Annotated in this window: 28 protein-coding genes; 20 read left to right on the top strand and 8 right to left on the bottom strand. The window is 62.4% G+C overall.

What is annotated here, in order from left to right; genetic code table 11:
- Positions 1-64: 64 nt before the first annotated feature.
- The 3 genes from ugpB to rsmI all read right to left on the bottom strand — a co-directional run bounded on the left by ugpB (position 65) and on the right by rsmI (position 2,738).
- Positions 65-1,396, bottom strand: a complete 1,332-nt coding sequence (gene ugpB / locus GVL52_RS11920) for a sn-glycerol-3-phosphate ABC transporter substrate-binding protein UgpB (RefSeq protein WP_160007229.1) — start codon at positions 1,394-1,396, stop codon at positions 65-67.
- A 123-nt stretch (positions 1,397-1,519) separates the two neighbouring features.
- Complete coding sequence (locus tag GVL52_RS11925) at positions 1,520-1,888, bottom strand: YraN family protein (RefSeq protein ID WP_160007231.1); 369 nt, start codon at positions 1,886-1,888, stop codon at positions 1,520-1,522.
- On the bottom strand, positions 1,878-2,738 hold the full coding sequence (gene rsmI / locus GVL52_RS11930; protein WP_160007428.1) for a 16S rRNA (cytidine(1402)-2'-O)-methyltransferase: 861 nt from the start codon (positions 2,736-2,738) through the stop codon (positions 1,878-1,880). Before rsmI ends, GVL52_RS11925 begins: the two co-directional genes overlap by 11 nt.
- Before the next feature lie 329 nt (positions 2,739-3,067).
- Here rsmI and dnaN point away from each other — a divergent pair, with 329 nt between their 5' ends.
- The 7 genes from dnaN (at position 3,068) to GVL52_RS30390 (ending at position 8,032) form a co-directional block, all read left to right on the top strand.
- Positions 3,068-4,186 carry a DNA polymerase III subunit beta gene (dnaN, locus tag GVL52_RS11935; RefSeq protein WP_160007233.1) on the top strand — a complete coding sequence of 373 codons (1,119 nt, stop codon included), beginning with the start codon at positions 3,068-3,070 and terminating at the stop codon, positions 4,184-4,186.
- A gap of 108 nt (positions 4,187-4,294) precedes the next feature.
- Positions 4,295-4,888, top strand: a complete 594-nt coding sequence (gene pmtA, locus GVL52_RS11940; RefSeq protein WP_160007235.1) for a phospholipid N-methyltransferase PmtA — start codon at positions 4,295-4,297, stop codon at positions 4,886-4,888.
- A 1-nt stretch (position 4,889) separates the two neighbouring features.
- Complete coding sequence (locus GVL52_RS11945) at positions 4,890-5,477, top strand: histidine phosphatase family protein (protein ID WP_160007237.1); 588 nt, start codon at positions 4,890-4,892, stop codon at positions 5,475-5,477.
- A gap of 1 nt (position 5,478) precedes the next feature.
- Entirely contained in the window at positions 5,479-6,186 is a 708-nt protein-coding gene (gene pyrF / locus GVL52_RS11950) for an orotidine-5'-phosphate decarboxylase (RefSeq protein WP_160007239.1), read from the top strand.
- A gap of 32 nt (positions 6,187-6,218) precedes the next feature.
- A complete protein-coding gene (locus tag GVL52_RS11955; RefSeq protein ID WP_160007241.1) occupies positions 6,219-6,506 on the top strand; it encodes a DUF1330 domain-containing protein in 288 nt (95 codons plus the stop codon).
- Positions 6,507-6,614: 108 nt separating this feature from the next.
- Positions 6,615-7,595 carry a complex I NDUFA9 subunit family protein gene (locus GVL52_RS11960; RefSeq protein ID WP_160007243.1) on the top strand — a complete coding sequence of 327 codons (981 nt, stop codon included), beginning with the start codon at positions 6,615-6,617 and terminating at the stop codon, positions 7,593-7,595.
- Between the two features lie 284 nt (positions 7,596-7,879).
- A complete protein-coding gene (locus tag GVL52_RS30390; RefSeq protein ID WP_200847808.1) occupies positions 7,880-8,032 on the top strand; it encodes a hypothetical protein in 153 nt (50 codons plus the stop codon).
- Between the two features lie 191 nt (positions 8,033-8,223).
- Here the strand turns inward: GVL52_RS30390 and GVL52_RS11965 are convergent, their stop codons facing one another.
- Positions 8,224-9,021 carry an undecaprenyl-diphosphate phosphatase gene (locus tag GVL52_RS11965; protein WP_160007245.1) on the bottom strand — a complete coding sequence of 266 codons (798 nt, stop codon included), beginning with the start codon at positions 9,019-9,021 and terminating at the stop codon, positions 8,224-8,226.
- A 280-nt stretch (positions 9,022-9,301) separates the two neighbouring features.
- Between GVL52_RS11965 and GVL52_RS11970 the strand changes: the two genes are divergently transcribed.
- The 3 genes from GVL52_RS11970 to GVL52_RS11980 are packed head-to-tail and all read left to right on the top strand — an operon-like array spanning position 9,302 to position 12,039.
- Complete coding sequence (locus GVL52_RS11970) at positions 9,302-9,994, top strand: glutathione S-transferase family protein (protein ID WP_160007247.1); 693 nt, start codon at positions 9,302-9,304, stop codon at positions 9,992-9,994.
- Positions 9,995-10,006: 12 nt separating this feature from the next.
- Positions 10,007-11,167 (top strand): tRNA epoxyqueuosine(34) reductase QueG, encoded by a 1,161-nt coding sequence (queG, locus tag GVL52_RS11975; RefSeq protein WP_160007249.1) that lies wholly within the window; start codon positions 10,007-10,009, stop codon positions 11,165-11,167.
- On the top strand, positions 11,167-12,039 hold the full coding sequence (locus tag GVL52_RS11980; protein WP_160007252.1) for an SDR family oxidoreductase: 873 nt from the start codon (positions 11,167-11,169) through the stop codon (positions 12,037-12,039). Before queG ends, GVL52_RS11980 begins: the two co-directional genes overlap by 1 nt.
- Before the next feature lie 175 nt (positions 12,040-12,214).
- Here the strand turns inward: GVL52_RS11980 and GVL52_RS30875 are convergent, their stop codons facing one another.
- Positions 12,215-12,592, bottom strand: a complete 378-nt coding sequence (locus GVL52_RS30875) for a hypothetical protein (RefSeq protein WP_244619162.1) — start codon at positions 12,590-12,592, stop codon at positions 12,215-12,217.
- Here GVL52_RS30875 and GVL52_RS11985 point away from each other — a divergent pair.
- Positions 12,486-12,809: a septal ring lytic transglycosylase RlpA family protein gene (locus GVL52_RS11985; protein WP_244619159.1), complete on the top strand. Its 324-nt coding sequence runs from the start codon at positions 12,486-12,488 to the stop codon at positions 12,807-12,809. The genes GVL52_RS30875 and GVL52_RS11985 overlap by 107 nt on opposite strands.
- Positions 12,810-12,985: 176 nt before the next feature.
- Complete coding sequence (locus GVL52_RS11990) at positions 12,986-14,275, top strand: RsmB/NOP family class I SAM-dependent RNA methyltransferase (protein WP_160007256.1); 1,290 nt, start codon at positions 12,986-12,988, stop codon at positions 14,273-14,275.
- A 13-nt stretch (positions 14,276-14,288) separates the two neighbouring features.
- On the opposite strand, the gene GVL52_RS11995 is transcribed toward GVL52_RS11990, so the two are convergent.
- Positions 14,289-14,795: an HPP family protein gene (locus GVL52_RS11995; protein WP_160007258.1), complete on the bottom strand. Its 507-nt coding sequence runs from the start codon at positions 14,793-14,795 to the stop codon at positions 14,289-14,291.
- Positions 14,796-15,006: 211 nt separating this feature from the next.
- On the opposite strand from GVL52_RS11995, the gene GVL52_RS12000 reads away from it, so the two are divergent.
- The 4 genes from GVL52_RS12000 to GVL52_RS12015 are packed head-to-tail and all read left to right on the top strand — an operon-like array spanning position 15,007 to position 20,068.
- Positions 15,007-16,287, top strand: a complete 1,281-nt coding sequence (locus GVL52_RS12000) for an imelysin family protein (protein WP_160007260.1) — start codon at positions 15,007-15,009, stop codon at positions 16,285-16,287.
- Positions 16,288-16,333: 46 nt separating this feature from the next.
- A complete protein-coding gene (locus GVL52_RS12005; protein ID WP_160007262.1) occupies positions 16,334-17,872 on the top strand; it encodes a di-heme oxidoredictase family protein in 1,539 nt (512 codons plus the stop codon).
- Complete coding sequence (locus GVL52_RS12010) at positions 17,872-18,966, top strand: imelysin family protein (protein ID WP_160007264.1); 1,095 nt, start codon at positions 17,872-17,874, stop codon at positions 18,964-18,966. Before GVL52_RS12005 ends, GVL52_RS12010 begins: the two co-directional genes overlap by 1 nt.
- Before the next feature lie 4 nt (positions 18,967-18,970).
- Positions 18,971-20,068, top strand: coding sequence for a DUF1513 domain-containing protein (locus GVL52_RS12015; RefSeq protein WP_160007266.1), 1,098 nt, complete (start codon positions 18,971-18,973; stop codon positions 20,066-20,068).
- Here the strand turns inward: GVL52_RS12015 and GVL52_RS12020 are convergent.
- A complete protein-coding gene (locus GVL52_RS12020) occupies positions 20,054-21,130 on the bottom strand; it encodes a DUF2252 family protein (protein ID WP_160007268.1) in 1,077 nt (358 codons plus the stop codon). The genes GVL52_RS12015 and GVL52_RS12020 overlap by 15 nt on opposite strands.
- A gap of 158 nt (positions 21,131-21,288) precedes the next feature.
- Here GVL52_RS12020 and GVL52_RS12025 point away from each other — a divergent pair, with 158 nt between their 5' ends.
- Entirely contained in the window at positions 21,289-21,741 is a 453-nt protein-coding gene (locus tag GVL52_RS12025) for a TspO/MBR family protein (RefSeq protein ID WP_160007430.1), read from the top strand.
- Between the two features lie 16 nt (positions 21,742-21,757).
- Here the strand turns inward: GVL52_RS12025 and GVL52_RS12030 are convergent, their stop codons facing one another.
- Entirely contained in the window at positions 21,758-22,231 is a 474-nt protein-coding gene (locus GVL52_RS12030; protein WP_244619154.1) for a GNAT family N-acetyltransferase, read from the bottom strand.
- Positions 22,232-22,373: 142 nt separating this feature from the next.
- Between GVL52_RS12030 and GVL52_RS12035 the strand changes: the two genes are divergently transcribed.
- The 3 genes from GVL52_RS12035 (at position 22,374) to guaA (ending at position 25,125) form a co-directional block, all read left to right on the top strand.
- Complete coding sequence (locus GVL52_RS12035; protein ID WP_160007270.1) at positions 22,374-22,823, top strand: PaaI family thioesterase; 450 nt, start codon at positions 22,374-22,376, stop codon at positions 22,821-22,823.
- Positions 22,820-23,458, top strand: a complete 639-nt coding sequence (locus GVL52_RS12040; RefSeq protein ID WP_160007272.1) for a 5'-methylthioadenosine/S-adenosylhomocysteine nucleosidase — start codon at positions 22,820-22,822, stop codon at positions 23,456-23,458. Before GVL52_RS12035 ends, GVL52_RS12040 begins: the two co-directional genes overlap by 4 nt.
- A 104-nt stretch (positions 23,459-23,562) precedes the next feature.
- Positions 23,563-25,125 carry a glutamine-hydrolyzing GMP synthase gene (gene guaA / locus GVL52_RS12045; protein WP_160007274.1) on the top strand — a complete coding sequence of 521 codons (1,563 nt, stop codon included), beginning with the start codon at positions 23,563-23,565 and terminating at the stop codon, positions 25,123-25,125.
- The last annotated feature ends 27 nt before the right edge of the window (positions 25,126-25,152 follow it).

Consider the following 25,152-nt stretch of genomic DNA (forward strand, 5'->3'; position numbering starts at 1 on the left):
CGAGACCCCTCAAGAAAAACGCCCTCCCCGGCTGACCGGAGAGGGCTGATGGAGTGAGCGGTTCTTAGTTGGTGGAGTTCGCGGCTTCGAATTCGCGCAGCTTGGCATTGCCGAGCTTTGCGCCATCGTCGAGAGCCTGCTGGCCGGTCTTCTTGCCGGTGAGAACGGCTTCCAGCTGCTGGTCGAGAACATCACGGATCTGCGTGAGGTTGCCGAAGCGAACGCCCTTGGAGTTGTCGGTCGGCGTGCCGCGCATGATCTGCTTGATGGCAATGTCGGAACCCGGGTTCTTGGCGTAGAAGCCCTGCTTCTGGCCAAGCTCGTAGGTGGCATTGGTGATCGGCAGGTAGCCGGTGAACTGGTGCCAGTCAGCCTGGACTTCCGGCTGCGACAGGTAGGTGAAGAACTTGGCAACGCCCTTGTAGACTGCCTTGTCCTTCTGGCCGTTCAGCACCCAGAGGGTGGCGCCGCCGATGATCGAGTTCTTCGGGTCGTTGGTGACGGTGTCGTCGTAAGGCATCGGTGCGAAGCCGACTTCGAAGCCCTTGGCGTTGTTGATGACGCCGGAACGCGAAGCAGACGAGTTCATGTAGACGGCGCACTGTTGCGCGTAGAACATCGGCGCAGCGTCAGCACCGGCGCTCGGGCCGCCATACTTGTAGACGCCTTCATCCTGCCACTTCTTCAGATTGTCCCAGAACTTGACCTGGTTCGGACCGTTGAAGGTGAATTCCGAGTTCATGCCGCCGAAGCCGTTCTGCAGCGTGCCGTAAGGCAGGTTCTGGATAGCCGAGTAGTTTTCCAGGCCAACCCAGGTTGCGCCGTAGGACATGGTGAAGCCGCACTTGGCAGCACCGCTGTCGACGATCTTCTTGCCCATGGTGGCAAGCTCAGCCCAGGTCTTCGGAGCGACTTCAGGATCAAGGCCAGCCTTCTTGAAGACGTCCTTGTTGTAATAGAGGATCGGGGTGGAGGAGTTGAAAGGCATCGACAGGATGTTGCCTTCCGGATCGGAATAATAGCCGACGACTGGGGCCAGGAACTTCGACGGATCCCAGGCTTCGCCTTCGTCCTTCATCAGCTTGTAGACCGGGTAAACGGCGCCCTTGGCGGCCATCATCGTGCCGGTGCCGACTTCGAAGACCTGAACGATTGCAGGCTGCTGGCCGGCGCGGAAGGCGGCAATGGCAGCCGTCAGGGTTTCAGGATAGGTACCCTTGAAGACCGGCGTGACGTGGTATTCGGTCTGGCTGTCGTTGAACTTCTGGGCGATCTCTTCGAGCTTCTTGCCGTTCTCGCCACCCATGGCGTGCCACCAGCTGATCTCGGTTGCGGCAAAAGACGTGGAAGCAGACAAAACGACTGCAGCGGCAGCCAATGAAATCTTCTTGAACATGAAAAACCTCTCCACCATTGTTGGGGTGAGGACGCAATAGAGGGCTATTGTGACACCTCAGTAACGGTTTCATGACAGCCGGATTACAAATTTTCGGCAGGCTTACCCAGCTAAGGACGTGCTTCAGAAGGCATCGGGCAGATGCCGTGGCCATTTCCCGGGCACGATGGCAACGATGTCGTAGCGTTGCGACAGACCGGCCTGGTCGCGCTGGCGGGCCAGCCAGAGGTCGCTGGCGTTGCGGATGCGCGTCTGCGCGGCATGGGAAACGGCATCGACGGCGCTGGCTTCATTGCGCCTTGCCTTGACCTCGACGAAGACGGCGAGATCGCCTTTGCGGGCGATGATGTCGATCTCGCCAAGCCTTGTTCGATAGCGCAGGGCGACGATGCGATAGCCTTTGAGGAACAGATAGAGAGCAGCCAGATATTCGGAGAGATGGCCCCGACGCAGCGCCTTGCGGCGATTGCTGGCAGCGTCCCTATCGGCCATCGCCGGCCTTCCTGTCGAGCAGGCGCTGGTAGAGTTCCTTGCGGGGGAGACCGGTCATGCGGGCGGCTTCGGCTGCGGCCTTGGCGGTCGGCATGGACTGCGAGAGGTCGGCGAGGATGGCATCGACGTCGGCCTGCTCGACGGGACGCTCCGGCGGTGGGCCGACCACAAGCACGATCTCGCCCTTGACGTTATCGACCTCGGCGTAATGCGCGGCGAGTTCGGCCAGCGTGCCTCTGCGGAACTCCTCGTAGGTCTTGGTCAGTTCGCGGCAGACGGATGCCTGTCGATCGCCGCCGAGCACGTCTGCCGCGGCAATGAGGGTGGCGCCGATGCGGTGCGGGGATTCGAAGAACATCAGCGTTGCGGGGGCTGCGGCAAATTCCGACAGCCGGTCGCGGCGGGCCTTGTCCTTGGTCGGCAAGAAGCCGGCGAACAGGAAGGCGTCGTTGGGCAGGCCGGAACCGACAAGGGCTGCCAGCGGCGCCGAGGCGCCGGGAATGGGAATGACACGATAGCCGGCCTCGATCGCCGACTGCGCCAGCCGGTAGCCGGGATCGGAGACCAAAGGAGTCCCGGCATCGGAGACCAGCGCCACGGACTTGCCCTGTTCGAGCGCTGCGAGCAGCCGTGGGCCAGCCTCGTCGGCATTGTGTTCGTGGTAGGCGTAGGGGCGGTTCTGGATGCCGTAGCGATCGAGCAGGACGCGGGTGACGCGGGTGTCCTCGCAGGCGAGCACATCGGCGCCAGCCAGGGTTTCCAGCGCGCGCAGGGTAATATCGCCGAGATTTCCGATCGGCGTGGCGACGAGATAGAGCCCCGGCTCCTGCGGGCGGGCGGGAACGGCCATGTTGTGCAGGCGGAAGCTGCGCTGCCGGCCGCCATCGGGTGTCGCGTCGTCATTCTTCAAGATATGTGTGCCCTTTCTGGCTTCCGGCCTTTATGGGCGAGCCCATGCTCTTCAGCAAGGGGCAGGACTTCGGCGCGGGCTGCGATTTCTGTTAGCATCTGCAGCGAAATCGCCAATTGCAGGGGCGCGCGCCTTCGCGCCTCTTGCATTCGGTCGCTAAATTCTGCCATTTTGCCGGTCCACTCATCCGGTCCCAGGTTCTGGGCAAAGGCATTCCAGGGGCGCGGGGTTCGCGCCCGGGCAGTAACGGTCGAAAGCGGTAGCATCCCATGCGTATTACTATTGAGCGGTCCAACCTTTTGAAGTCGCTGAACCACGTTCACCGCGTGGTCGAACGCCGCAACACCATACCGATCCTGTCCAACATCCTGCTGCGCGCCGAGGGCCAGAACCTCGACATGAAGGCGACCGACCTCGATCTCGAAGTGACGGAAGCGACGCCGGCCAATGTCGAGCAGGCAGGCGCCACCACTGTTCCCGCGCATCTGCTCTACGACATCGTGCGCAAGCTTGCCGACGGCTCGGAAGTGCTGCTTGCCACCAGCACCGACGGCGGATCGATGACGGTGCAGTCCGGCCGTTCGAAGTTCTCGCTGCAGTGCCTGCCGGAATCCGACTTTCCTGACCTGACCGCCGGCACCTTCAGCCACACCTTCAAGCTGAAGGCGACGGACCTGAAGATGTTGATCGATCGCACCCAGTTCGCGATCTCGACCGAAGAGACCCGCTACTATCTGAACGGCATCTTCTTCCACACGATCGAAAGCGAAGGCGACCTGAAGCTGCGCGCCGTGGCCACCGACGGCCACCGCCTTGCCCGCGCCGACGTCAAGGCGCCGTCGGGCTCCGAGGGCATGCCCGGCATCATCATTCCGCGCAAGACGGTCGGCGAGTTGCAGAAGCTGGTCGATAATCCCGAAGCGATGGTTACCGTCGAAGTGTCGGACGCCAAGATCCGCCTGTCGATCGGCAATATCGTGATGACCTCGAAGCTGATCGACGGCACCTTCCCCGATTACCAGCGCGTCATTCCTGCCAACAACGACAAGGAAATGCGCGTCGATTGCACCAGCTTCGCACAGGCTGTCGACCGCGTATCGACGATCTCGTCCGAGCGTGGCCGCGCCGTTAAGCTGGCACTGTCCGACGGACAGCTGCTGCTCACCGTCAACAACCCAGACTCGGGCAGTGCAACGGAAGAAGTGGCTGTCGGCTACGACACCGACGCCATGGAAATCGGCTTCAATGCCAAGTACCTGCTCGACATCACTGCGCAGCTTTCCGGCGATCAGGCGATCTTCCTGTTGGCCGACGCCGGTTCGCCGACGCTGATCCGCGACACGGCCGGTGACGATGCGCTCTACGTGCTGATGCCGATGCGCGTCTAGCGCGTCGCTTTTGCCGTTCATACTTTGTCGATTGCGACGCTTGGCCTTGTTTTAGCGCCGTTTGCCTGCACATAAGCATGCAGCATTTGCTGCACGAAGGAGAACGGTATGGCTTTGCGCCTGAAGGAACGTCTGGGCAAGAAGTTCGACGAGGAAATCCGCTTCTTCAAGGGCATGATGCAGGGGCCGAAGACCGTCGGCTCCATCGTCCCGACCTCGTCGATCACGGCGCGGAAAATGGCGAGCATCGTCAATCCGAATTCGGGCCTGCCGGTTCTGGAACTCGGGCCGGGAACGGGCGCCATCACCAAGGCCATTCTCAACCGCGGCGTGAAGCCGGAAAAGCTGGTGGCGATCGAGTATTCGACGGATTTCTACGAGCATCTGGTTCGGCTTTACCCGGGCGTCAACTTCATCAATGGCGATGCCTTCAACCTCGAAAAGACGCTTGCCCATATGGAAGGGCAGAAGTTCGATTCCGTGGTTTCAGCGGTACCGCTGCTGAACTTCCCGATGCAGGCGCGCATCGCCATGCTGGAAAGCGTGCTGGACCGCCTCCCACTCGGCCGGCCATTGATCCAGATCTCCTATGGGGTGGTGTCGCCGATCATTGCCCGGCCGGATCGCTACCACATCCAGCATTTCGACTTCATCGTCCGCAACATTCCGCCGGCGCATCTGTGGATTTACCGGCGCGGCTGAGATGTTCGGCCTCTACATCACCCACCCGCAGGTGAAGATCGATGCCGATATCCCCGTGCCGAAATGGGGATTGTCGGAGCTTGGCGCCAGCCGCACCCGGCAGGCTGCAACAGGCCCCTGGGCGGCACAGCTGAAGCGGATCATCTCCAGCGACGAGACCAAGGCGATCGAAACCGCCGCGATCCTTGCTGCCGCCTCCGGCATCGAAGCCGAGATCGTCGAGGGCATGCACGAGAATGATCGCTCCGCCACCGGCTTCCTGCCACCGCCGGAATTCGAGAAGGCGGCAGACTGGTTCTTTGCCAATCCGGATCAAAGCTTTCGCGGCTGGGAGCGGGCGATCGATGCGCAGCGGCGGATCGTCTCCGCGGTCGAGCATATTCTTGCCGGCCACGATGCCAGCCAGCCGATCGCCTTCGTCGGCCATGGCGGCGTCGGGACGCTGCTGAAATGCCATCTGCAGGGCCGGCCGATCGGGCGGGACCGCGACCAGCCGGCGGGTGGCGGCAATCTCTATGGTTTCCGTCTTGCAGATCGGCGGCTATCATGCGAGTGGACCCCTATCGAAGACTGGCAAGGATGGATGTGAGATGGACGCACGCGAGCGGCTGATCGTCGGACTGGATGTTCCAACGCTTGGCGAGGCCGAAAAGATGGTCTCGACGCTTGGCGACAGTGTCTCCTTCTACAAGATCGGCTACCAGCTGGTTTTTGCCGGCGGGCTGGAATTTGCCCGCGACCTCGCCAGGGACGGCAAGAAGATCTTCCTCGACATGAAGCTGCTCGACATCGACAACACGGTCGCCTCCGGCGTCGAGAACATCGCCAAGATGGGCATGTCGATGCTGACGCTGCACGCCTATCCAAAAGCGATGCGGGCCGCCGTCGAAGCCGCCAGGGGATCGGGCCTCTGCCTGCTCGGCGTCACCGTGCTGACCTCGATGGACGAGGCCGATCTGGCGGAAGCAGGCTATAGCGGCGATCCGCGCTCGCTGGTGCTACGCCGCGCCGAACAGGCCCGCGCAGCCGGCATGGGCGGCATCGTCTGCTCGGCCGAAGAGTCCCAGGCCGTTCGCGAAGTGGTCGGTCCCGACATGGCGATCGTCACGCCGGGCATTCGGCCAACCGGCAGCGACCGTGGCGACCAGAAGCGGGTGATGACGCCCTACGACGCGTTGAAAGCCGGATCGACGCATCTCGTCGTCAGCCGCCCGATCGTCAAGGCTGATGACCCGAAGCAGGCGGCCAAGGCCATTCTCGACGAAATGGTCAGCGCGCTCTGGCCTGCCAACCGCTAATCAAACATCAAGCTGTCTACGGAGGAAAAGTCATGGCCAAGGGATACTGGATCGCCCGCGTCGATGTGCGCGACGCCGAGCGCTACAAGGATTACGTGGCTGCCGCCAAGCCCGCCTTCGAAAAGTACGGTGCCAATTTTCTCGCCCGCGGCGGTCCGCTGACCGAGCTCGAGGGCAAGGCGCGGGCACGCAATGTCGTCATCGAGTTCCCGTCGATGCAGCATGCGGTCGATTGCTACAACTCGCCGGAATACCAGATCGCGGCGAAGATCCGCCAGGAAGTCGCCGATGCCGAAATGGTCGTCGTCGAGGGCGTTTGAGCCAGATCAAAGTCCCGAGATCGTTGGTGCGATAGGTCTTTTCGTCGCACCCCGATTGGGCTAAGACGAAATACCCGCCATCCAAATCAGCTTCCCGAGGAACCTGCCATGACACTTGCCAACCTGCCGCCGCTCGTCACCGTGTTCGGAGGCTCCGGCTTCGTCGGCAGGCATGTCGTTCGGGCGCTGGCAAAGCGCGGCTACCGCATCCGCGTTGCCGTGCGCCGTCCCGATCTCGCAGGCTTCCTGCAGCCGCTCGGCAATGTCGGCCAGATTTCCTTCGTGCAGGCGAACCTGCGCTATCGCAACTCGGTCGATAGTGCCGTCGAGGGTGCGTCCTACGTCGTCAACTGCGTCGGCATCCTGTTCGAGGCCGGCCGCAACTCGTTCGAGGCGGTCCAGGAATTCGGCGGCCGCGCGGTTGCGGAAGCTGCCCGTGGCGTCGGCGCCAAGCTGATCCACCTGTCGGCGATCGGCGCCAACGGCACATCCGATAGCAGCTATGCCCGCACCAAGGGCCGCGCCGAGGCGGCGATCCACTCGATCGTGCCTGACGCCATCATCTATCGCCCGTCGATCGTGTTCGGCCCCGAGGACAACTTCTTCAACAAGTTCGCCGGCATGGCCCGCACGGCCCCCGTGCTGCCGCTGATCGGCGGCGGCAAGACCAAGCTGCAGCCGGTCTACGTCATCGACGTGGCGGAAGCCGTGGCCAAGGCTGTCGACGGCCAGGTTGCAGGCGGCAAGATCTATGAACTCGGCGGCCCCGAAGTGCTGACCTTCCGCGAATGTCTCGAGGCCATGCTGAAATCGACGGCGCGCACCAACAGGTTTGTATCGTTGCCCTTCGGCGTTGCGTCGCTGCTCGGCAGCGTTGCATCGATGATCCCGCTGATCGCACCGCCGATCACCGCCGATCAGGTTCGCCTGCTGAAGAAGGACAATGTGGTTTCCAAGGAAGCCGAGGCCGAAGGCCGGACGCTGAAGGGCCTCGGCATCATGCCAACGATGGTGAGCTCGGTGCTCGATTCCTACCTCGTGCATTTCCGCCCGCACGGCCAGTATACCGGCACCGGCAAAGCCGCCTGATCTGCGGCTGAATATCTGATCGACAAAGCCGCTCGCGGAGTCCGCGGGCGGCTTTGTTCATTAGGAACTACCGATGAAAAAATAGGCGGAATCGTTGAGCTTTTGGCCGTTTTGGCCGCTCGGACGTTGCATAAAAGTCGCATGGAAAATTTAGCGGAATTAACAGGAAATTTAGCCGGAACGTTTATTGCTATTTGTCATTCCTCTGACTACACACCCCGCGCGTCTGTGCTTGGACTCAGCGCCTCACACTGGCGCGCTTAACGACTTGAAAGGTTTCTTTGATGGGTAGGTCAATCGCGCTTCTTTTTGCGTGTGCGGCGCTGGTTATTCTGGCCGGCTCCTTCATGGCACCTGGTTCGGTCGCCGCCGTGAAGGGCGAATGCTCGCCAGCCTATGGCGTAGATCCCTGCGAAACCGGCTCGATCCCCCAGTAACAAAAAACCGGCGTCTTGGCGCCGGTTCTGTCTGCGGGCAGACCCTTCCATCACAGCATCGCCATCGCCCTCATTCTCGCACCTGTGGCGGGAAGCCAGACATGGCGCGTCTATGCGGTGAAAAGCCTCTGCTGCGCTGGGCGACTTCAGTGCGCTGGACCGCTGTGACGAGCACAGCGGTCCAGCGCCAATCAGGCAATCATGCCTGTGGCGGCAAGGCCGAGCAAAATCACACCGAGAATGATGCGATAGATCGCAAACACCGTGAAGCGGTTGCTCTGGATATAGGTGAGCAACCATTTGACGGCGACGAAGGCGACGATGGTGGAGACGACGAAAGCGATGCCGAGGGCCGTCCAGTCCTCGTTTGCCGCGCCGCCATCCTTGAAGGTCTTCAGCAACTCATAGGCGCTTGCCGCATACATGGTGGGGATGCCGACCAGGAAGGCGAATTCGGTGGCCGAGGCGCGGTTGCCGGTGCCGGCCAGCATGGCGACAAAAATGGTGGCGCCGGAGCGCGAGGTGCCCGGGAAAACGCCGGCGATGACCTGGGCGATACCGACCAGGATGGCGACCAGCCAGGTGATTTCCTTGTGCGGCGGGCGACGGGCGGCGAACCATTCGGCCGCCATCATCCAGAAGCCACCGATGATCAGCGCCCAGGCGATCGGCGTTGCCGTTTCCGGCAGTTCGAAGCCGAGTTTCTTGACGATCAGACCGAGGACGGCGGTAATCAGGAAGGCGACCATCAGCTTGCCGATGTAGGCACGGTTCTTCGGATCACGCCAGCCGAGCACGAGATCGAGCAGGCGGCGCCAGTAGATGAAGGTGACGGCGAGGATGGCGCCGGCCTGGATGACGATGTTGAACATGTCGGAGCGGTGGCCGAGCCATTGCTCGGCAATGATCAGGTGGCCGGTGCTCGAGATCGGCAGAAACTCGGTGATGCCTTCGACGATGCCTAGAATGATCGCGTTTATATAATCCATCAATTGTCTCCGCTTTGGGGTTCGGTCGGACCTGAATTGCGCTGATGCCGCTGGGGGAAACGGCATTCCTGTTCACCTGACAAAGGCATGATGAGAGTTGCGGAGCGGCTCTTGATAATCGTCAATCGCGTCCATTTCCTTTGTCATGGGTTGTACGGCCCGATTCGCTTGTGTTGGAAGGGCCAAACTTCTATAGCTTCAACGAATGAGTCATGACTAGGGCGCTATAATCATCGCGTCCCTGCGACGTGCACCCCACCCTTCAAAAATCCGAGTCTCGATGCCCACGCTCTATCATCACCCCATGTCATCCGCATCACGCTTCGTCCGGTTGATCCTGACGGAGTATGGCTACCAGGCAGACCTGATCGAAGAGCAGACCTGGGAGAAGCGCCGCGATTTTCTGGCGCTCAACCCGGCCGGCACGCTGCCCGTCTATGTCGATGACAGCATGCGCGCACTCTGCGGCGCAACGGTCATCTCCGAATATCTCGACGAGACCCATGGCGTGTTGAAGCGCGACCGGCGGCTGCTGGCCGAAGACCCGTTCCAGCGCGCGGAAATCCGCCGGCTGACGGAGTGGTTCATGGTCAAGATGGAAACCGACGTCACCCGGCCGCTGGCGCGCGAGCGCGTCTACAAGCTGCAGATGACCGCCGATCAGGGCGGCGGGGCACCGGATTCGAAGATCCTGCGCACGGCGCGCGCCAATATCCGCCAGCACATGAAGTATCTGACCTGGCTTGCCGGTTCGCGCCAGTGGCTGGCCGGCGAGCGGATGAGCTATGCGGATCTGGCGGCAGCCGCCTCGATCTCGATCCTCGACTATCTCGGCGAGATCGACTGGTCGGAAGCACCTGTCGTCAAGGACTGGTACCAGCGGCTGAAGTCGCGACCATCGTTCCGGCCGATGCTGACCGAGCGCGTGCGCGGCCTGACGCCGGTTTCCCATTACGCCGACCTGGATTTCTGACGAGGGCCCTCGATGCCCGAACGGACGATGGAAGCCAAAGACCAGAAGCGCCGCGAAACGCTGACCGCCTTCGTCAAGGCGCAAGCGCAGGCGCTCGGCTTCGACCTCTGTCGGATCACCCGGCCGGACAGCATTCCAGACGCGAAGGACCGGCTCGGGGAATTCATCGATGCCGAGCGACACGGAACGATGGAGTGGATGGCCGAGACCCGCGAGCGGCGCGGCGATCCACGGACGCTGTGGAGCGATGTGCAATCGGTCGTCGTCTTCGCGCTGAACTACGCTCCCGACGAGGACCCGCGCGGCATTCTCGACAAGCCCGACAAGGCCGCGATCTCCGTCTATGCCCGCAATCGCGACTATCACGACGTCATCAAGGGACGGCTGAAGGAGATTGCCACGCGGTTTGCCGCCAGAGCAGGCGCCGATGTCAAAGTCTTCGTCGATACGGCACCGGTGATGGAAAAGCCGCTGGCGGCGGCGGCAGGCCTCGGCTGGCAGGGCAAGCACACCAATCTGGTCAGCCGCGTGCATGGCTCCTGGCTGTTTCTCGGCTCGATGTTCACCACCGCCGATCTCTCTATAGATACGCCCGATATCGATCACTGCGGTTCGTGCCGAGCCTGTCTCGACGCCTGCCCGACCGATGCCTTTCCGGCACCTTACCAGATCGATGCGCGGCGCTGCATTTCCTACCTGACGATTGAGCACAAGGGCCCGATCGATCCCGAGATCCGGCCGCTGATCGGCAACCGGATCTATGGCTGCGACGACTGTCTTGCGGCCTGCCCGTGGAACAAGTTTGCCCGCGCCGCCTCGGAGATGAAGCTGCAGGCGCGCGACGATCTGAAGGAGCCTGCCATCGCCGACCTGCTCAGGCTCGACGATCCGACCTTCCGCACCTTCTTCAGCGGCTCGCCGGTGAAGCGGATCGGCCGCGACCGGTTTGTCCGCAATGTGCTGATCGCGGCCGGCAATTCCGGCGATGCCGGGTTTGTCGATCAATGTCGCACGCTCACGGCCGATCCCTCGCCCGTGGTGCGGGCCATGGCGATCTGGGCGCTGTCGCGGTTGCTGGAGGCTGGCGAATTCGCGCGGTTTGCGGCACAAAGGCCGAAGGATGAGTCGGACAGCGATGTGCTGAACGAGTGGAGACTGGCGGGAGCTGCGTGATGCATCTGGTGATTTTCGGCTGCGGTTACTCTGGTACGGCGATCGCCAAGGCGTTTCTGGCCGACGGTTTTCGCGTTTCAGGCACCACCCGCTCCGAGGACAAGGCTGCGGCATTGCGGGCGCAGGGCATCGAGGCTTTCGTCTTCGACGGCGAGCATCTCGACGACACGCTGCGCGACGCCATGCAATCCGCAACGCATCTGGTGCAATCGATCGCGCCGCGCGATGCCGGCGATCCGCTGTTGAGGCTGGCCGACGCGCGCATTTCCGAAATGATGCCGCAGCTGTCGTGGATCGGCTATCTCTCGACCGTCGGCGTCTATGGCAACCACAACGGCAACTGGGTGGGCGAGGACGTGGTCTGCGTTCCGGTCTCGGGCCGTTCGAAAGAGCGGCTTGAGGCGGAAGCGGCGTGGATGGAGATCGGTGAACGCCTCGGTGTTCCGGCTGCTGTGTTGCGGCTTTCGGGCATTTATGGTCCCGGGCGCAATGCGTTCTGCAATCTGGCGCGTGGCACGGCGCGGCGGCTGATCAAGAAGGATCAGGTGTTCAATCGCATCCGCGTCGAGGATATCGGCGCCAGCACCCGCTTCCTTGCCGAGCGCAAACTGGGCGGCATCTATAATGTCACCGACGATCTGCCCGGCCCGCCGCAGGACGTGATCGTCGAAGCGGCGCGGCTGATGGGCATCGAGCCACCACCGGAACAGGCATTCGAAACGGCAGAACTGACGCCGATGGCACGCTCCTTCTATGGCGAGAACAAAAGGGTCTCGAATGCCAAGCTGAAGGCGACGGGCTTTGCCTTCGCATTTCCGACCTATCCGCCGTCACTCGCGCAATTGTTGCAGAATGATCGGTGGCGCGGCTAACCAAAACGGCCGCAATGTTATTCGTATCGCATACGATGAATTGGTAGGAAATTCCTACCAAACGGCCTTTTCGTTAAAACTTGTCGCAAAATTTGGGCATCTAGCCTTCGAAATTGCCCAAATGGGGCATGAATTATGGCGCCCGCGCAAAATTATTTTCGTTAATTTTGTGATCTCACGTTGCGCTAACAGCTCCTCGCAAAAAATGTTCTAATTTGACTTGATTCCATTGCGCTTTTTTTATCGCAAGCGGCTTGACGCCCAAACGAATCATTCGTCGGCTCATCACAAATATTTCAGTCGGTAACATTCCGTGATTATGAACGGCACTTTTTCGCCACTTTTGGACGGATTTAAGCCCCCGCCGCCCGCAAGGCGTAAGTTCAATAGTCGAGGGACACCCCGTTTTGAAGAAAATCAGCCGTTCTATTATCGCTGTCGCAACTATAGCAGCCTGTTCTACCATCCTTCCGATGGAAGGTTTTGCTGCAAATGGTTGTGGTGGTGCTTCGTGGTACGCACTGCACTCCAAAACCGCTTCCGGGGAACGCATGAACCCCACCATCAATACTGCCGCGCACCGCTCGCTTGCCTTCGGCACCAAGGTCAAGGTCACCAACCGCAACAACGGCCGCAGCGTCGTCGTGCGCATCAACGATCGCGGTCCTTTCATCCGCGGCCGCGTTCTTGATCTTTCCCGTGCTGCAGCGAGCAATATCGGCATGGTCAGCAGCGGCACCGCCAAGGTCTGCTACGAAGTGATCAGCTAAGCCGCATCGATACGCACCGCTTGCTCTTGCCGCCAATCGCGGATACCACGCGGTTGAGACTTGTGTACCATCTGCTGCGTCTGTCGCGCTTCCTGCGGATCGTTCACAAGCCATAGGTCTTTTCAGACCACCGGTTTTCGATAACCGGCTTTAATCCGGCGATAGGAGCTTTGTGAATGCGATTGGGCGGTAGGCTCGAAGGGGCAATTTCGGTACTGGACGATATCGATGCCCGCAGACGGCCTGTCGCCGATGCGCTCAAGGACTGGGGCCTCGCGCACCGCTTCGCCGGCTCCGGCGATCGTGCAGCGATCGGCAACATCGTCTACGACGCGTTGCGCATGCGCCTGTCGCACGCCTGGCTGATGGACGATGACAGCGCATCGGCGATTGCCCATGCCGTCATGTTCCGCCAATGGGGCTTTACGCCCGAGACGCTTGCCGCCGAGCTTGTCGATGACAAGTTCGCGCCGCCTGCTCTTTCCGACACGGCGCTTGCCGCCTTCCAGTCCCGCACTCTTTCCGATGCTCCTTCCCATATCCAGGGCGACATTCCCGAGTGGGTACAGTCAACCTTCGAAAACGCCTTCGGCGATAGCTGGCTTGCCGAGGCGCAGGCGCTCGCCACACGGCCGACGCTCGATCTGCGCGCCAACATCCTGAAGGCCACCCGCGAAAAGGCCGTCAAGGCGCTGGACCGGTCCGGCGCGCAGGACGCGAAGATCGCACGATACGGCATCCGGATTGCCGCCGGCGAAGGTGCGTCCCGTCTACCCAACGTGACAGCCGAGCTTTCGTTCCAAAAAGGCTGGTTCGAGGTTCAGGACGAGGGATCGCAGATCGTTGCCGATCTCGTGCTGCCGACAGAGGGCGACCAGGTTCTCGACTATTGCGCAGGCGGCGGCGGCAAGACGCTCGCCATGTCGGCTGCGATGCACAACAAGGGCCAGGTTCACGCCTACGACGCCGACCGCAAGCGGCTGGCGCCGATCATCGAGCGCCTGAAGCGGGCAGGCACCCGCAACGTTCAGGTGCACGACAACGCGAAAGCGCTCGAGAGCCTGCAGGAGCGCTGCGACAAGGTTCTGGTCGATGCGCCCTGCACCGGCACCGGCACGTGGCGCCGCCGCCCCGATACCAAATGGCGCCTGACCGCCAAGAACCTCGACGAGCGCACTGCGCAGCAGCAGGGCGCGTTGACGCAGGCCAGCGCCTATGTGCGCCGCGGCGGCGAGCTGATCTACGTCACCTGCTCGGTTCTGCCGCAGGAAAACGAAGAGCAGGTCCGTGCGTTTACGGCTGCCAATCCGGAATTCGAAATCGCCAGCGCACTCACCGGCTGGGATCAGCTGTTCGGCAAGGACAGCCCGCGACCGCGGTCATCCGACGGCAAGACCGTGACGCTGACGCCGGCGTCCACCGATACCGACGGCTTCTTCTTCTGCCGGATGCAGCGCAAGGGCTGAGATGACTGGCTGATCAGTGCGGCGCCCGCAGCGGATATTGATGCCGCGGCGGGACGAGGTGATGCAGCACGGCAATCGCGATCAGCAGCACGCTCCCGAACCCGACGACCATGAACAGCGTCGGGCCGCCGAGATGCGAGCTGAACGCCACCAGCGGAACGGCACCGGCCGGCGGATGGGTCACGCGCAGGATCAGCATGACGGCAATGGTCAGACCCACCGCGACGGCGGCCACCCACCAGAGGCCGGGAAACAGGAATACGGCGAGGCCGCCGATCATGGCAGCCAGCAGATAACCGCCAATGACATTGGCCGGCTGCGCCAGCGGGCTTTTCGGTTGGCCGAAGATCAGCACAGCCGTGGCGCCGAAGGGCGCGATCAGCAGCGGGATTCCGGTGAATAGCGTCAAGGCGCCGACCGATGCCATGCCGATCATGGCACCGATGCCGGATTTCAGATGCAGATGAACGGTTCCCTTCGGCTCGTGCCGGTGGATGAAATGCTTGAGATGTCGGCGCATGGGCGGTCGATCCGGACAATGTTTGAGCAGCTGCACAGTGATTACTCATTTACTGCCGCTTTTCCAAGCAAATCGAATCCGATCCGGCGGCTTTATGCGCATTTCCTTCCTTAAAACCATTCCAAACTAGAGTGTTTGACACAAGTTTGCTTTTGGGCGAAGAAACCTTCGCCGGACTTCAGACGGAACGTCCGTCACAGGAGAGGATCCCATGAAGCTCAACAAGCATTTTTGCGCAGCCCTGGCGCTGGCGGTGGCCCCAACCGCTTTGTCTGCCATTCCCGCTTACGCGGCACCGGACGCTGCTGCCGTCGTCAAATATTACACCGAAGTCGGACATGCCAAGTATGAAGACGCGCTGACCACGGCAAAGACCCTCGACGTTGCCATCGACGCATTCCTGAAGGCGCCGACCGACGAGACGCTGGCTGCCGCCCGCGCTGCCTGGATCAAGGCCCGCGTTCCCTACCAGCAGACCGAGGTCTATCGTTTCGGCAACCCGATCGTTGACGATTGGGAAGGCAAGGTGAATGCCTGGCCGCTCGACGAAGGGCTGATCGACTATGTCGATACCTCCTACGGCACCGAGAGCGACGAGAACGCGCTTTATGTCGCCAACGTCATTGCCAACAAGACGATCAAGATCGACGGCAAGGATGTCGATGCTTCGAAGCTGACGCCCGAGTTCCTCTCCGGCACGCTGGCGGAAGCCGGCGGCGTTGAAGCCAATGTTGCGACCGGCTACCACGCCATCGAGTTCCTGCTCTGGGGCCAGGACCTGAACGGCACCGGCCCGGGTGCGGGCAACCGCCCGGCCACCGACTATGATCTCAAGAATTGCACGCACGGCAATTGCGACCGCCGCGCCGAATATCTGAAGTCTGCCTCGACGCTGCTGGTGTCCGACCTGCAGGAAATGACCGACAACTGGGCACCCGGCGGCGAAGCCACCAAGCATGTCGAAGCCGATCCGAAGGCTGGCCTCGTTGCCATCCTGACCGGCATGGGCTCGCTCTCCTACGGCGAACTGGCCGGCGAGCGCATGAAGCTCGGCCTGGTGCTGCACGATCCTGAGGAAGAGCATGATTGCTTCTCCGACAATACCTACAACTCCCACCTCAACGATGCGATCGGCATCGCTGCCGCCTACACGGGCAACTACACCCGCGCTGACGGCACGAAGATGAAGGGGCCTTCGCTGCACGATCTCGTTGCCGCCAAGGACAAGAAGCTCGACAAGGAAATGACGGGCAAGCTCGACACGACGCTCAAGGCAATGAACGTCATGGCCAAGCGCGGCCAGAACGTCGAGAAGTACGACCAGATGATCGCCGAAGGCAACAAGAAGGGCAACGCTGTTGTCCAGGCTGCCATCGACGGCCTCGTGGACCAGACCAAGTCGGTGCAGCGCGTGATCGCAGCACTTGATCTCGGCACGGTAAAGCTTGAAGGTTCCGACAGCTTGGATAATCCTAGCGCGGTCTTCAAATAAGTGAAAAGGCGGGCCGCTTCGACAAGGAGGCGGCCCGAACCCTGAAATGTCGCCTCTCCCGGCTCGCCGTCTTCTCATCAGCGCAGCATTCTGCGCCGCGATTGCCGGTTTCTCCGTCGCCTTTGCCGCCGGTTTCGATCTGCCGACCAGGCGAACCGACCTCACCGATGCCGACGCCAGGCGTGTCGCCGAGGTGACGCGGCCGACCACCGATTTTTCCAGGGCCGAACAATACGAAGCGATGCAGGCGGGCGGTGCCACCTCGATCGATCCGGTCACCGAGGATTCCTTTTCGCATATCTCGGCAACCATCCCCTTCGAGGAGGAGCAACCGTTCCGGCTCGGCAATGCGCTGTTCAAGAAACTCTGGGTTTCCGCCCCCTCCTCGACGCAGGCGTCGGATGGTCTCGGACCACTGTTCAATGCGCGCTCCTGCATGAGCTGTCATCTCAAGGACGGCCGCGGCAAGCCGCCGGAAGGCGGGGTCAGCGCCACGTCGATGTTCCTGCGGCTGTCGCGTCCGGCCGCGACGCCTGACGAGGAACGCGCAATCGCCAGTGCCGAGATCGTCAACTTTCCCGATCCCATCTATGGCCACCAGCTGCAGGATCTGGCGGTGCCCGGCCTTCCCTCCGAGGGCAAGATGGCAATCCGCTACACCGAGGAGCCGGTGACGCTTGCCGGCGGAGAAACCGTGTCGCTGCGCCGGCCGAGCTATTCGGTGACCAATCCCGGCTACGGGCCGCTCGATCCGGCGACGACGCTCTCGCCGCGGGTAGCACCTGCGATGATCGGACTGGGGCTGATCGAGGCCATTCCGGAAGCCGATATTCTGGCGCATGCCGATCCTGATGACACCGACGGCGACGGCATTCATGGCAAGGCGGCGATCGTGCGCGATCACCGCACCGGCAGAACCGCGCTCGGCCGGTTCGGCTGGAAGGCGCAGAATGCCAGCGTGCGCGACCAGACCGCCGATGCCTTTTCCAACGATATCGGCATCTCGACGCCGGACCGGCCGGATGCGCATGGCGATTGCACCGAGGGCGAAATCAGGTGCCGGAAGATGCCGACCGGGGTGCAGAAACGTATCGGCAACGAGGAAGCACCGGGGCCGATCCTTGATCTGGTAACCTTCTATTCGGCCAACCTTGCGGTGCCGGCACGGCGCAAGGCAAGCTTTCCCGAGACGCTGAAGGGCAAGCAGATATTTTATCAGAGCGGCTGCACTGCCTGCCATGTGCCGAAGTTCGTCACCCGCCGCGACAGCCTCGACAAGGCGCAGGCTTTCCAGCTGATCTGGCCCTATTCCGACTTCCTGCTGCACGATCTGGGCGAGGGCCTGGCCGATGGACAACAGGTCGGACTTGCAAGCGGACGTGAATGGCGCACGCCGCCGCTATGGGGTATAGGTCTCACTCAGACTGTCAGCGGACACAGCTTCTTCCTTCATGACGGCAGGGCCAAAAACCTCACCGAGGCAATCCTCTGGCATGGCGGCGAAGCACAAAAGTCGCGTGACGCATTTGCATCCCTGCCTAAGGATAGTAGGCAGGCACTGATTACATTTCTGGAGTCTCTTTGATGCGCCTTTGGTACCCTCTCGTTCTTTCCTTTGCCCTTGCTTCCTCCGCCGTTGCCCAAGACGCCGCACCAAAGACGGGATTGAACGAAGATGCCGTGCCTGCCGTGATGCAGCGCGCCGTCGATGAGGTGATCCGTCCGGGCTATCGCAATGCCCAGCAATCGGCAGCGAAACTGACGACGGCCATGAAGGATCTGTGCGAGGGCGGCACGCCACAGAGCCTCGACAAGGCGAAATCGGCCTTCGACGACATCATCCGCTACTGGTCGATCATCGAGATCGTCCAGACCGGCCCGGTCATTCAGGACAACCTGTTCGAACACATCCTGTTCTACCCCGATCGCAAGGGCGTTGGCCTGCGGCAGGTGCAGACGCTGATTGCCAAGGCCGATCCGAAGGACACCACCGTCGATGCGATCGCCGCCAAGAGCGTGGCGCTGCAGGGGCTGACGGCACTGGAATATGTGCTTTACGGCGCCGGGTCCGAGGATCTGACCGCGCAGAAGAACAGCTTCCGCTGCCTCTACGGCGCAGCCGTTGCCGGCAATATCCAGCGCGAGGCCGGCGAAGTCGTCGCCGCCTGGGAAAAGCCCGACGGCATCCAGGGCAGCTGGAAGCATCCCGGCCCGCAGAGCCCCGATTTCATGGACAACAAGGAAGCGGCGACGGCCCTGCTCGGCATTCTCGTGCACGGCGCCGAAAACGTCCGCGACCAGCGGCTGGAGCAGTTCTACAAGGGCAAGGATACGACGCCGCGCCCGCGGATGGCGATCTACTGGCGCTCGAAGAACACCTGGAAGTCGATGACCGCCAATCTGGAAGGATTGCGCACCCTCTGGCAGAAGGCCAAAATGGCCGACCTGCTGCCGCCAGACAAGAAGCCGGTTGCCGACGAGATCGACGCCAAGCTGAAGGCGCTGCTGGAGACGGTACCGAAGCTCAATCCCGACATCGAAGTGGCGACCAGCGCTGCCGAAAAGGCCAAGCTGGACCAGTTGCTGGCCGATACCCGCGAGCTGGTGACGACGATCAGCGACGAGTATGGCGCAGCGATCGGCCTCTCTGCCGGCTTCTCCTTCTCCGACGGCGATTGATCCGATGATCAGGAGTGCGGCGATCGACCGGCGCAGTTTCGTCAAGGCGGCCGGGCTGACATTCCTGGCGGCCCTGCAGCCGCGGGCGCTGATGGCGCTGGAGCGCGCCGATGCGGTCTATGCATCCGGCATGCGACAGCCGAACGGCGACTACGCGGTGGCGACGGTGACCGAGCGCGGCGAGATCGTCGATCAGCTGGCGCTGCCTGCCCGCTCGCACGGCATGGCCTTCAGCGCGGCCACCGGCAGGACCGTCGCCTTCGCGCGCCGCCCCGGCACCTATGCGATGATCTTCGATCCGCGCGGCAAGGCCAAGCCGATCGTCATCACCGCAGCGGACAACCGGCACTTCTACGGCCACGGCGTCTTCTCGCCCGATGGCCGCATTCTCTATGCCAGCGAGAACGATTTCGATGCCAATCGCGGCATGATCGGGCTCTATGACGGGACCAATCGCTTCCAGCGGATCGGCGAATTCGAGACCTTCGGCGTCGGCCCGCACGACATGACGGCGTCCGACGACGGCAAGATGCTGATCGTTGCCAATGGCGGCATCGAGACCCATCCGGATTTCGGCCGCACCAAGCTCAACCTTGCCGCCATGCAGCCATCGCTCACCCTGATCGATGCCGCCAGCGGCGCGCTGGTCGAGAAGCACGCCCTGCCGGCGCAATGGGCGCAGGTCTCGACCCGGCATGTCGATATCGACGACAGCGGCCGTATCTGGTTTGCCTGCCAGTACGAGGGCCATCGCAACGACCTGCCGCCGCTGGTCGGTTCGTTTGCCAAGGGCGAGGACATCAGTTTCGTCGATTTGCCGGAAGAGACAACGCGACGGCTCGCCAACTATGTCGGCGCCATCGCCGTCAACCGCAAGGACGGGCTGGTGGGCGTGACCTCGCCCAAGGGCGGCGTCTCGGTGACGATCGATGCGAGGAGCGGCCGGGTGCTGCGCGAGGAGACCGTGCCCGATGCGGCGGGCATTGCCGCGGACAAGTCGGGCTTTGCGGTATCGTCCTATGACGGTGATTTTCTCGGGCGCCGCAGCGACGTCGCCTGGGACCAGCACATCGTCCGGATCGGCGCGTCACGACGCGTGTGACCATGCCTTCTGTTCGGCGCTGACGGCTGCAGCGACCGCCTTTGCGGCAGTCGCCAGCCAGTCCGCCTTGCGCGCCTTGATATCCCTGATGATCGACAACCCGGCCGCCGGGTCGTTTACGTGGCAATTGCCGATCTCGAAGCCCATCAGGTCGAGCATCTCAGGCGACAGCAGCAGCTCGGGATTGCGATCGATCTCGATCTTGGTGCTGCTCGGCGAGAGCCGCCGCACCAGCACGGACCCTATCAGCTTGTAGTGCGGATCGGCGCAGCGCATGCGGCCATCCGCGATCTCGGTTGCGTGAACCGCGTGATCATCCGGCGCATGGGCGAGCGACCAGGCCGATTGCAGCATCGCCTTGGCTTCGCGCAGCATCGGCCCGCCCTGCCAATCGGTGTAGGCGATGAAGCGCGGACGGCCGAGGCTGCCGGTTCCGGCCGTGCGCGGCCTTGGCACATAGGCGGCGCAACCGTCAGGCAGCGACGCCTGCAGCGCCTCGGCATAGGCTGCCGGCGCGGGCCTGGTGCCGACAGGCAGGGCCGCGAACTTCTCCCAGAATTTCCGTCGCTCGCCGTCCGGCAGGATCAGCGCATTGCGCAGCGTCTTGTGATCGCGTTCGAGAATGACCGGCATCGGCGTCTGGATGCCCCTGAGATAGCCTGTCAGGATCGCGCCGACCACCGTCTCAGCCGGCGGGCCGCTGTCCGTCAAAGCAAGCAGCGCGCTTGCGGCCAGGCGGATCAGATCCAGCGCGTATGGCATCACCGCCGCATCGTCGAAATCATTGGCACCCCAGACCAGCCGCCCCTCGACATCGCGCCAGGTGCCGAAATTTTCCAGATGGGTATCGCCGATCGCCAGGAGCTGCGGTGCATTGGCGAAATCCGGACAGATATCGAAGATGGTTTCGGCAAAGCGCCAGTAGGTGGCGCGCAGGAAGGCGAAGCTGTTCGCGCGCATCTTCATGTGCTTGCGGGTCAGGTCTTCCTCGACAAGATCGGCGCCGAGCCGGCTGCGGAGCCACACCTCATAGCGGGCCGAAGACTGGGTGATGGTTGCCATGCCTGCCGATTCCAATGCCGGGCCCGATGAGGGACAAAGTCTGCTCTCTCAATCATAGGCGGAACGGCAAGACCGGCAATGGCGATGATGATCCGGCGCGGTTAAATCGCATGGGATACAGTCTGGCGCGGCGCGCTTCGGTGCCCTATGTCAGGAGCATGAGCAAAGTCCTGACCTACATCGTCTTCATCGCCATCGCGCTCGGTGGCGGCCTCGCCATCGGCGTCAACAATCTTCCCGGCGAATGGTATCAATCGCTGGCCAAGCCGCCGTTCAATCCGCCGAACTGGATCTTCGGCCCCGCCTGGTCGATCCTCTACGTGCTGATCGGCATCGCCGGCGCACGGACCTGGGTGCGCGGACACCTCTCTGTCGGCATGCTGATCTGGGCCGGGCAGATGGTGGTGAATTTCCTATGGTCTCCATTCTTCTTCGGCCTGCAGATGCCGCCGGTGGCGCTGGCGATCATCCTGGTGCTCTGGGTGCTGATCCTCGCCTTCATCGCCAACCGCTGGAACGCAGACCGGATCGCGGCGTGGCTGTTCCTGCCCTACCTCGCCTGGGTGTCGTTCGCGACACTGCTCAACGGCTCGATCGTCTACCTGAACTGAGCGACGCAGCGGCCCGTCAGAGATATTTCTCCATGCGGACATTGGTCAGCCGCTGGCCGCGCTTCTCGACGCTCTGGCGGGCGATGACCGTGAAGCCGCGGCGCTCGAAGAAGGGTCGTGCCGTGAGGCTCGCTTCGGTGAAAATCCGGCCCAACCCCTGCTTGCGCGCTTCGTCTTCGACCTTGGCAAACAGCAGGCTGGCAGCGCCGACGCCCTGATAGGCCGGATGGACGAACATCATGTCGAGATGGCCGTCCGCTTCAAGATCGGAAAAGCCGATCGGGACGCCTTCCCATTCGGCGACAAAGGTCGGCCGGCTGGCGCGGCGCGTGGCCCAGGCGTTGCGATCCTCGACCTGCGCCCAGGCCTCGATCTCGTCCGGCGTATAATCCCTCGAAGCCACCTCGCGGATCGCCGCCAGGAAAATCGCGATGGTCGCGTCGCAATCGGCTGCGACATAATCCCTCACCGACAGCGTTGTCTTCGACACATCACCCTCCACAATCCCGGTGGTTCGGCTCTAGCATTTCCCGGCGCCGAGGTTGAGGCCGGAATTGTGCCGCCGGCCAATCAGTTGCGCTTGTCTGATCCGGCATGCCGTGGCACTTTCGCGCTCGCACGGGGACAGACAGATGACCGACATCGACAGCGGCGATTTTCGCGACCGCATCCAGACCAATTTCGCGCGCCAGGCGGCGCTGCACACGATCGGCGCCGAGCTGACGCGCGTCGAGCGGGCGATCGTCGAGATCGAGCTGCCGTTCGACGTGAAGCTGACCCAGCAGCACGGCATTCTGCATGCCGGGATCATTTCGGCGGCGCTCGATTCCGCCTGCGGCTTTGCCGCCTATACCGTCATCGACCCTGACGCCTCGGTGCTGACGATCGAGTTCAAGGTGAACCTTTTGTCTCCCGGGCGCGGCGAGCGCTTCCTGTTTCGCAGCGAGATCACCAAGCCCGGCAGCAACATCATCGTTGCCGATGGTCGCGGCTACGCGATCAGCGACGGCCCCGCCAAGCTGATCGCCTCGATGACCAGCACGATGATGATCATACGCGGCAGAGAAGGAATTACCGGATGACGTTCGAGCTGAAATCGGTTGCCGGCAAATCCATCCTGTTCGTGATGGCCGCCGAGGCCGAATACGGTCCCTTCCTGCGCTCGCGCTTCGAGCCCTTGATAACAGGCGTCGGCCCTGTCGAGGCAGCCATCGTGCTGACCCGGACGCTGGCCGCGCTGGAGCATGCCGGCGACCTGCCGCAGCTGGTGGTTTCGCTCGGGTCTGCCGGCTCGGCCAGGCTGGAGCAGACGGAGGTCTATCAGGTCACGTCGGTCTCCTATCGCGACATGGACGCCTCGCCGCTTGGTTTCGAGAAGGGCCGGACGCCGTTTCTCGATCTGCCTGCGGTCATCGACCTGCCGCTGCGCATTCCTGGTGTTGCCGAAGCCAGCCTTTCGACCGGCGGCAATGTCGTCTCGGGTGCGGCCTATGCGGGCATCGACGCCGACATGGTGGATATGGAAACGTTCTCCATCCTGCGCGTCTGCCAGACCTACAAGCTGCCGCTGATCGGGCTACGTGGAATTTCCGACGGCGTCGAGGAGCTGCAGCATATTTCCGGCTGGACCGAGTATCTGCATGTGATCGACCGCAAGCTGTCGGACGCCACCGACAGCCTGTTCACGGCGCTGGAAGACGGGGTCTTCTGGTTCTGAAATCGCTCCAGCCCCTGCAAAACAGGGACAATCAATGCAATAAAATGCCACTGCTGCAGATTTCCCGCATTGCAAGACCGGGTGCTTTTCATTAAATGCTCGCCATGACCCAGACAGCACATCCCGACAGCGTTCTCATCGTCGATTTCGGCAGCCAGGTAACCCAGCTGATCGCGCGCCGCGTGCGCGAGGCCGGCGTCTACTGCGAGATCGTTCCCTTCCAGTCCGCCGAAGAGGGTTTTCACCGCCTGAAGCCGAAAGCCGTGATCCTGTCCGGCGGCCCGGCTTCGACGGTCGATGAAAACTCGCCGCGCGCGCCGCAGGTGATCTTCGACAGCGGCCTGCCGGTGTTCGGCATCTGCTACGGCCAGCAGACGATGTGCATGCAGCTGGGCGGCAAGGTCGAGAGCGGCCATCACCGCGAATTCGGCCGCGCCTTCCTCGAAGTCGATGAAGACAGCAAGCTGTTCGACGGCCTCTGGTCGAAGGGCTCGCGCCATCAGGTATGGATGAGCCATGGCGACCGCGTCACGGCACTGCCTGACGGTTTCAAGGTCGTGGCGACATCGCCGAACGCGCCCTACGCCTTCATCGCCGACGAAAAGCGCAAATATTACGCGGTGCAGTTCCACCCAGAGGTGGTGCACACGCCTGATGGCGCCAAGCTGATCGGCAACTTCATTCACAACATCGCCGGCATCAAGGGCGACTGGTCGATGTCGGCCTACCGCCAGAAGGCGGTCGATACGATCCGCGAACAGGTCGGCGACAAGCGCGTTCTCTGCGCGCTCTCCGGTGGCGTCGATAGCTCTGTCGCGGCACTTCTGATCCACGAGGCGATCGGCGACAGACTGACCTGCGTGCTCGTCGACCACGGCCTGATGCGCAAGGATGAGGCGGCGAACGTTGTCGCCATGTTCCGCGAACACTACAATCTGCACCTGATCCACGTCGATGCCGCCGACAAGTTCATCGGCGAACTCGAAGGCGTCTCCGATCCGGAAACCAAGCGCAAGATCATCGGCCGGCTGTTCATCGAGACCTTCGAGGAAGAAGCCAAAAAGCTCGGCGGTGCCGAATTCCTCGGCCAGGGCACGCTCTATCCCGACGTGATCGAGAGCGTTTCCTTCACCGGCGGTCCGTCGGTGACGATCAAGTCGCACCACAATGTCGGCGGCCTGCCGGAGCGCATGAACATGCAGCTCGTCGAGCCGCTGCGCGAGCTGTTCAAGGACGAAGTGCGCGTGCTCGGCAAGGAGCTCGGCCTGCCCGACTCGTTCATTGGCCGTCACCCCTTCCCGGGTCCTGGTCTCGCGATCCGCTGCCCGGGCGGCATCACCCGCGAAAAGCTGGAGATTCTGCGCGAAGCCGACGCGATCTATCTCGACGAAATCCGCAAGGCCGGTCTCTACGACGCCATCTGGCAGGCGTTTGCCGTGCTGCTGCCGGTGCAGACCGTCGGTGTCATGGGCGACGGCCGCACCTACGAATTCGTCTGCGCGCTGCGCGCCGTGACCTCTGTCGATGGGATGACGGCTGATTTCTACCACTACGACATGGAATTCCTCGGCCGCGCCGCGACCCGGATCATCAACGAAGTCCGCGGCATCAACCGCGTGGTCTACGACGTGACCAGCAAGCCGCCCGGCACGATCGAGTGGGAATAAGGCAGGACGCTTGAACGCAGGGGGGAG

Source organism: Rhizobium sp. 18055, assembly GCF_902706285.1.
In the GTDB taxonomy this organism is placed as follows: Bacteria; Pseudomonadota; Alphaproteobacteria; order Rhizobiales; family Rhizobiaceae; genus Rhizobium.